We start from the raw sequence: 6,300 nt of genomic DNA, 5'->3' as shown, positions 1-6,300 counted from the left end.
GTCGGAAAGCCGTGTGAGGGAGAACCTCATGCACGGTTTGATGAGGGGCGGATGAAAATTTCATCCGCCTACTCTACCAAAGGAGGCACGACATGAACCAGATGGAAATTTTCAAAAACCCGGAGTTTGGCAGTATCCGTGTCATTGAGGAAAACGGCAAATACTTGTTCAGCGGAACGGATGTGGCCGCTGCGCTGGGGTACAGCAATCCCCGCGATGCAATTATCCGCCATTGTAGGTATGTCGTGAAACACGACGCACCTCACCCACAAAGCCCTGACCGCAAAATCAGTATGACTTTTATCCCAGAAGGCGATTTGTACCGCCTGATTGTTCATAGCAAATTGCCATCGGCAGAGCAGTTTGAACGGTGGGTATTCGATGAGGTCCTGCCTACCATTCGCAAGCACGGAGCCTATCTCACAAAAGAGAAGCTGTGGGAGGTAGCCACTTCCCCGGAAGCTCTGATGAAGCTCTGCTCAGACCTGTTGGCTGAGCGTGAAGCAAATATTTCTCTGCGTAAGGAAAATGCACAGCTGGAGGGCAAAGCCGCTTTCTATGACCTGTTCATCGACTTAAAGCACAGCACCAATCTCAGGACTACCGCCAAAGAGTTGGATGTCCCGGAGCGCCGGTTTGTCCGGTTTCTGATAGAACGGCGGTTTGTGTACCGCACGGCATCCGGCAATGTTCTGCCTTATGCCAATGTGAAAAATGCAGGACTGTTTTGCGTCAAAGACTACTGCAACCACGGTCATACCGGGTCCTACACGCTGGTCACGCCCCAGGGCAAGCTCTACTTTGCCCAGCTGCGGGAGATGATCTTGCTGGTCTCATAAGAACAGAAAGGAAGTGGGTTTTATGCAGGAAGGCAAAACAATCGGTCAGCTGATGGAGGAAATGCGCCAGAAAGCCGGGGCGCAGAACTACCACGGCCATGACTACATGGATCTCCAGCGATTTGCGGAGAACACGCGGCACATGATTATTTTTGATGTGCTGACCCATGACTCCCCGGTGGGCTGGAAAGGAGAACGCACCCGCCTGTTTTTGTCAGATATAGGCTATGAAAAAGCTCTGGACAGTCAGGCAAAGGGGCAGATCAAGATTCTCAGCCATGCAAAGGTCAGAAATGGAGATTTGTTTTATGACCACAAAGAACAGATACGATAGGAGGAATCCGATATGAATGAGGAAAAGAAAGTACCCTTCAAGTGGGAATACGGGGAAGAAACCATATCGCTGCAACTTGGAATGTATGCGAATAATCAGCGGCTCTATATCGGCATGATTACCCATACAGAAGATGGAGCAGAGCCGTTTGCAGATATGACGGTGAACCTTCCAGGGTATTCCCTGGACCCTGGAGAGGCGTTTATTTCCGGTGACATCAGCAAGGACCTGCTGAGATTCATCAAAGAGAACAAATTGGGGAAGGTGCTTCCCTATCAGGTGCAGTCCGGTTATGGAAAATATTCTGCTGTTGCCTTTGATCTGGAAAAGTTGAAGGCATTTGACCCTAAAGGCGTGGCAGAGTTTCGGAAAGAGTGGAATCTGCCGGACAAGAAGCCGGTAAAGAAAAAGAACCGCGGGATGGAGCGATGAAGAAATATTTTCTCCGGCGGCTGGTGGTTCCTCCTTAGAAAGAAATGCACCACCCCTGCACATTTTGTGGAAAGGAGGAGATGAAAATGCAGGAAGAAGTGGAAAACAGGACTTTAACGCTGGTTGTCAGCGGAACAAAGTTCACCGGTCGGCTGCTCAAAGCCGCCATCAGCAAGTACATGGCCCACTGCAAGGAAAAGAAGCTGCAAAAGAAAAGAAGCCGTGACGCTCCTGTGACACCCCACGGCAAACAGACCGTCAAGCAGCTCATTGGTCAGAATCAGGGGATCTCCAATATCGAGATCACAGACCCTTCCATCAAGGAATTTGAGAAGATCGCCCGGAAATATGGTGTGGATTATGCGGTGAAGAAAGACCGCAGCAGCTCCCCGCCCAAGTACCTGATCTTTTTCAAAGGCCGTGACGCCGATGCGCTGACCGCTGCATTTACCGAGTACACCAGCAAAAAGGTCAAGAAGGCCGAGAAAACGGAACGCCCGTCTGTGCTGGCAAAACTCAGTCAGTTCAAAGAGATGGTCAAAAATGCCGTGGTGGACCGCACCAAGCGAAAGGAGCTGGAACGATGAAAAAGCAGTTTGACATCAAAAAGCTCGTTTTGCTGAACCTGCCCTATCTCCTGATGGGGCTGTTTGCTACCAACTTCGGGGAGGCATGGCGACTGGCTCAGGGGGCAAATGCTTCAGAGAAATTCCTTTCCCTGTTTGCTGTCCTGCCTGGGGCACTGCAAAGTTTCTGGCCCAGCCTGCACCCGTTGGATCTGCTGGTGGGGCTGTGCTGCGGTGCCGGCCTGCGTCTGGCGGTGTATCTCAAGAGCAAGAACGCCAAGAAATACCGTCACGGCATGGAGTATGGTTCTGCCCGTTGGGGAACCCGTGAGGATATTGCTCCCTATATCGACCCGGTATTCCAGAACAATGTCATTCTCACAAAAACCGAAAGCCTGACCATGAACAGCCGACCAAAAGACCCAAAGACCGCCAGAAACAAAAATGTGCTTGTGATCGGCGGCTCCGGTTCCGGTAAAACCAGATTCTGGCTCAAACCGAATTTGATGCAGATGCACAGTTCTTATGTAGTCACAGACCCCAAGGGAACCATTTTGGTGGAGTGCGGAAAAATGCTCCAAAGGGGCGCACCCAAGCTGGGGAAGGACGGAAAGTCCATGAAGGATAAGCACGGCAAGGTCATTTATGAGCCGTACCGAATCAAGGTCCTAAATACCATCAACTTCAAGAAGTCCATGCACTATAACCCTTTCGCCTATATCCATAGCGAAAAGGACATCTTGAAGCTGGTAACAACGCTGATTGCCAATACCAAAGGCGAAGGCAAGGCCGGAGACGATTTCTGGGTCAAGGCGGAAACATTGCTGTATTGCGCGTTGATTGGATATATCCACTATGAAGCTCCGGTGGAGGAGCAAAACTTCTCCACCCTCATCGAGTTCATCAACGCCATGGAAGTCCGGGAGGATGACGAGGAGTTCAAAAATCCCGTAGACCTGATGTTTGATGCACTGGAATCGGAAAAGCCAAACCACTTCGCAGTGCGGCAGTATAAGAAATATAAGCTGGCAGCCGGTGATATATGCTCTAAGTGACTTCTTAATCATGATTTTGTCATGGTTAGTGAAGCAATCACTTAGAGTATTTTTGTTTCAGGAGGTACAGCTATGAGAAACGAAAAAATCACCCCACTGTACGAGCGCCTGAGCCGGGACGATGAGTTACAGGGCGAGAGTAATTCCATATCCAACCAAAAGCAGATGTTAGAGGATTTTGCCCGCCGGAACGGGCTGCCCAACCCTACGCACTTTACTGATGATGGTATCTCAGGCACCCGTTTTGACCGCCCCGGATTTTTGGCGATGATGGAGGAAGTGGAGGCAGGGCGTGTAGAGGCAATCGTCATCAAGGACATGAGCCGGTTGGGGCGCGACTATCTAAAGGTCGGTCAAGTTATGGAAGTTTTGCGGCAGCGAGGCGTTCGTCTGATTGCCATCAACGACGGTGTAGACAGTCTGAAAGGTGATGACGATTTTACCCCGTTCCGCAACATCATGAATGAATTTTACGCCCGTGATACCAGCCGGAAAATCCGCTCTGTGTTTAAGTCAAAAGGCATGAGTGGTAAGCACCTGACAGGCACCGTGATTTACGGCTACTTATGGGACGAAAAACGGGAGCATTGGCTGGTAGATGAAGAAGCCGCCGAAGTGGTACGCCGTATCTTTTCCCTCACGCTGGAGGGATATGGGCCTTATCAGATTGCTTGCAAACTATCCGCAGACCGGATTGAAATTCCTGTCGTACACCTTGCCCGCTTCAACGAGGGTGTGAACCGCTCAAAGCCGGTCAAAGACCCCTATGGATGGGGATCATCTACCATCGTGAACATTTTGAAAAAGCGAGAGTATTTAGGGCACACCATCAATTTCAAGACCCGCAAGCACTTTAAGGACAAGAAAAGCCACTATGTTTCTGAGGACGAATGGACGATCTTTGAGAATACCCATGAAGCCATTATCGACCAGCAGACCTTTGATTTGGTACAGAAAATCCGCAGCAATGTACGGCGTTATCCAAACGGCTGGGGCGAAGCGGCTCCCCTCACAGGCTTGCTCTATTGTGCCGATTGTGGCGGCAAGATGTATGTCCACCGCACCAACAATGGAAAGCGGATTTCTCAATATACCTGTTCCAATTATACCAAAATTCCGTGTGGGACACTATGTCCCACTCAACACCGTATCAATGAGAGTGCTGTTCTGACATTGGTTTCCGACACGCTCCGGGCTATCGCTGAATATTCCAGAAATGACCGGACGGAATTTATTCACACCGTTCAGGAGACGCAGGTTGCTCAACAGAGTGCCGATATATCGAAAAAGCGCAGGCGTCTGGCCGCTGCTCAAAAGAGAGCCGGAGAACTGGAAAAACTGATTTGCAAAATCTATGAGGACAACGCCCTCGGCAAGTTACCGGACGCACGATATAGGGCGCTTGATGCACAGTATGCCAAAGAGCAGGACACACTTGAGATTGAAATTATGGAGCTGGAAAAGGCTGTTACCGGCTACGAACAGAGCCAGAAATCAGCGGAGAAATTTATAGCCCTGATTGATAAATACGAGAATTTTGACGCGCTGACAAACACCATGCTCAATGAGTTTGTAGAGAAAATCCTTGTCCACGAACGCGCCCGAAAAGGCAGCCAGGACACCACGCAGGAAATTGAAATCTACTTCAATTTTTTAGGGCGCTATATCCCACCATCCTTACAGCCGGTTCCTTTAACCTCGGAGGAACAGGAAGAACTGCAGAAAAAAGAAGAACGCAAGGACAGGCTTCATCAGAATTATTTGAAGCGGAAAGCCAGCGGCGCACAGAAACAGTATGAGGACAAAATCAAGGCGAAGAAAAAAGCGGAAATGGACGCTAAGAAAGCCCTGATCCGGGCTGAGGATATGAAAAAAGGTGTTTTTTCTACTATCGGGCAGCTACCAAAAGAAGAACCGCGCAAAGGCAGCATAGCAGCCAGCGCAGCAGTCTAATCATCACGGAGCAAAGGAGCATGAATATGAGTAAGTTGACTTACATTCGTTGTGGAGATTATGATATACCCAACCTAAAACTTTCTGAACAGCCGGAAACTTCTATCGGCAAGTACGGCAGGATGCGAAAGTCCTACCTGAAGGAACACCGTCCTATTCTCTACAACCAACTGCTGATGAGCGAGAAGCTGTATCCACACCTGTTAGAGATTGACCGGACAGCGCAGGAGCGCGTGGACACCATGTTGCCTTACATGATGGAGACTGCGGGTGTCACTGAGGAACTGAAAGCCTGTGATCCTATGCGTTGGGTGGGGCTGATGAACACATTAACGGCACAGATTGAGGAAATTTTAATCAGGGAACTGATTTGCAGCTGAATGGGAGGTGCGGGAAATGCTGACCTTTGAAAAGGTTTTGAAAGTATTTCAGTCATATCTGGATGATGATCCTCTGTATGAGGTGGTTCAGACCAGCCACGGCTATACATTGATGGCATGGGAACCCCACCGGAATGACTGGTACAGCGCCCAAATACAGAAAACCCCGGAGGATTTACGGAACGCTTTGTTGGGTACATACGCCAACTTTCTGGAAGATAAGATTACCGGAAATGACCGCGATCTGACTGTGACAGAAACCGGAGAAATCCAGCAGAGGTGCCGGGAACTTTGGGAAAAGTGCCGGGAAACTTGATATAGAAACGCCAGAAGGAGGCCGCGATTATGCGTCCTCCTTCTGCTTCGCAGTCTGTTCCATTTTGAGCGCCCCGTCTATGGCACCTTCGATAATCGGCAGGTATTCTTCAGGGCAAAGCTTCAGCTTGTGGCTGACTCGTTGCCGCTGTTCGCTTTCTTCCCGCATGATCTCCGGGTTAAAATACCGTTCCACGGGAAGTCCGCAGACCTTAATCAACTGGATCATCACAGGCAGGCTCGGAATCGCACCTTGATTCTCAATGTTGGCAAGATACCGCCATTCAATCCCAACCATTTCTGCCAATGTTTTTCGTGCCAGACGCTTTGCCTCTCGTGCGGCTTTGACATCTGCGCCGAAGGTTTCAAAACCGGGACAATCTTCAACTTTCGCCATATAACATCACCCAGTTACATTGTATAATT

At 49.7% G+C, this 6,300-nt stretch carries 8 protein-coding genes and 1 pseudogene; 8 read left to right on the top strand and 1 reads right to left on the bottom strand.

The window, feature by feature from the left end:
* Positions 1 to 92: 92 nt before the first annotated feature.
* From I2D69_RS17090 to I2D69_RS17060, 8 genes and pseudogenes are all read left to right on the top strand, one after another.
* Entirely contained in the window at positions 93 to 839 is a 747-nt protein-coding gene (locus I2D69_RS17090) for a phage antirepressor KilAC domain-containing protein (protein WP_156833475.1), read from the top strand.
* A gap of 22 nt (positions 840 to 861) precedes the next feature.
* On the top strand, positions 862 to 1,173 hold the full coding sequence (locus I2D69_RS17085; protein WP_002570689.1) for a DUF5720 family protein: 312 nt from the start codon (positions 862 to 864) through the stop codon (positions 1,171 to 1,173).
* A 12-nt stretch (positions 1,174 to 1,185) separates the two neighbouring features.
* Complete coding sequence (locus I2D69_RS17080; RefSeq protein ID WP_156833476.1) at positions 1,186 to 1,605, top strand: DUF4313 domain-containing protein; 420 nt, start codon at positions 1,186 to 1,188, stop codon at positions 1,603 to 1,605.
* An 86-nt stretch (positions 1,606 to 1,691) separates the two neighbouring features.
* Positions 1,692 to 2,192 carry a PcfB family protein gene (locus I2D69_RS17075; protein ID WP_002569244.1) on the top strand — a complete coding sequence of 167 codons (501 nt, stop codon included), beginning with the start codon at positions 1,692 to 1,694 and terminating at the stop codon, positions 2,190 to 2,192.
* A pseudogene (locus I2D69_RS20295) lies at positions 2,189 to 3,208 on the top strand (type IV secretory system conjugative DNA transfer family protein); the annotation flags it as partial. The gene I2D69_RS17075 and the pseudogene I2D69_RS20295, both read left to right, overlap by 4 nt.
* 90 nt (positions 3,209 to 3,298) lie before the next feature.
* Positions 3,299 to 5,179: a recombinase family protein gene (locus tag I2D69_RS20290; protein ID WP_243243844.1), complete on the top strand. Its 1,881-nt coding sequence runs from the start codon at positions 3,299 to 3,301 to the stop codon at positions 5,177 to 5,179.
* 26 nt (positions 5,180 to 5,205) lie between these two features.
* Positions 5,206 to 5,559, top strand: coding sequence for a TnpV protein (locus I2D69_RS17065; protein WP_195380290.1), 354 nt, complete (start codon positions 5,206 to 5,208; stop codon positions 5,557 to 5,559).
* A gap of 16 nt (positions 5,560 to 5,575) precedes the next feature.
* Positions 5,576 to 5,875 (top strand): hypothetical protein, encoded by a 300-nt coding sequence (locus tag I2D69_RS17060; RefSeq protein ID WP_195380289.1) that lies wholly within the window; start codon positions 5,576 to 5,578, stop codon positions 5,873 to 5,875.
* A 27-nt stretch (positions 5,876 to 5,902) separates the two neighbouring features.
* Here I2D69_RS17060 and I2D69_RS17055 read toward each other — a convergent pair whose 3' ends face one another.
* Positions 5,903 to 6,271, bottom strand: coding sequence for a helix-turn-helix transcriptional regulator (locus I2D69_RS17055; protein ID WP_005933665.1), 369 nt, complete (start codon positions 6,269 to 6,271; stop codon positions 5,903 to 5,905).
* Positions 6,272 to 6,300 lie beyond the last annotated feature (29 nt).

Source organism: Ruminococcus sp. D54t1_190329_F1 (assembly GCF_015551645.1).
GTDB lineage: Bacteria > Bacillota > Clostridia > Lachnospirales > Lachnospiraceae > Blautia_A > Blautia_A faecis.
Note: the sequence above shows the minus strand (reverse complement) of the source record. Positions and strands in the feature narration are given on the sequence as shown.

What these genes read in the sequence shown, in the direction of transcription:
- I2D69_RS17090 (WP_156833475.1), top strand. Translation starts at nt 93, where the DNA reads ATGAACCAGATGGAAATTTTCAAAAACCCGGAGTTTGGCAGTATCCGT.
- I2D69_RS17085 (WP_002570689.1), top strand. Translation starts at nt 862, where the DNA reads ATGCAGGAAGGCAAAACAATCGGTCAGCTGATGGAGGAAATGCGCCAG.
- I2D69_RS17080 (WP_156833476.1), top strand. Translation starts at nt 1,186, where the DNA reads ATGAATGAGGAAAAGAAAGTACCCTTCAAGTGGGAATACGGGGAAGAA.
- I2D69_RS17075 (WP_002569244.1), top strand. Translation starts at nt 1,692, where the DNA reads ATGCAGGAAGAAGTGGAAAACAGGACTTTAACGCTGGTTGTCAGCGGA.
- I2D69_RS20290 (WP_243243844.1), top strand. Translation starts at nt 3,299, where the DNA reads ATGAGAAACGAAAAAATCACCCCACTGTACGAGCGCCTGAGCCGGGAC.
- I2D69_RS17065 (WP_195380290.1), top strand. Translation starts at nt 5,206, where the DNA reads ATGAGTAAGTTGACTTACATTCGTTGTGGAGATTATGATATACCCAAC.
- I2D69_RS17060 (WP_195380289.1), top strand. Translation starts at nt 5,576, where the DNA reads ATGCTGACCTTTGAAAAGGTTTTGAAAGTATTTCAGTCATATCTGGAT.
- I2D69_RS17055 (WP_005933665.1), bottom strand. Translation starts at nt 6,271, where the DNA reads ATGGCGAAAGTTGAAGATTGTCCCGGTTTTGAAACCTTCGGCGCAGAT.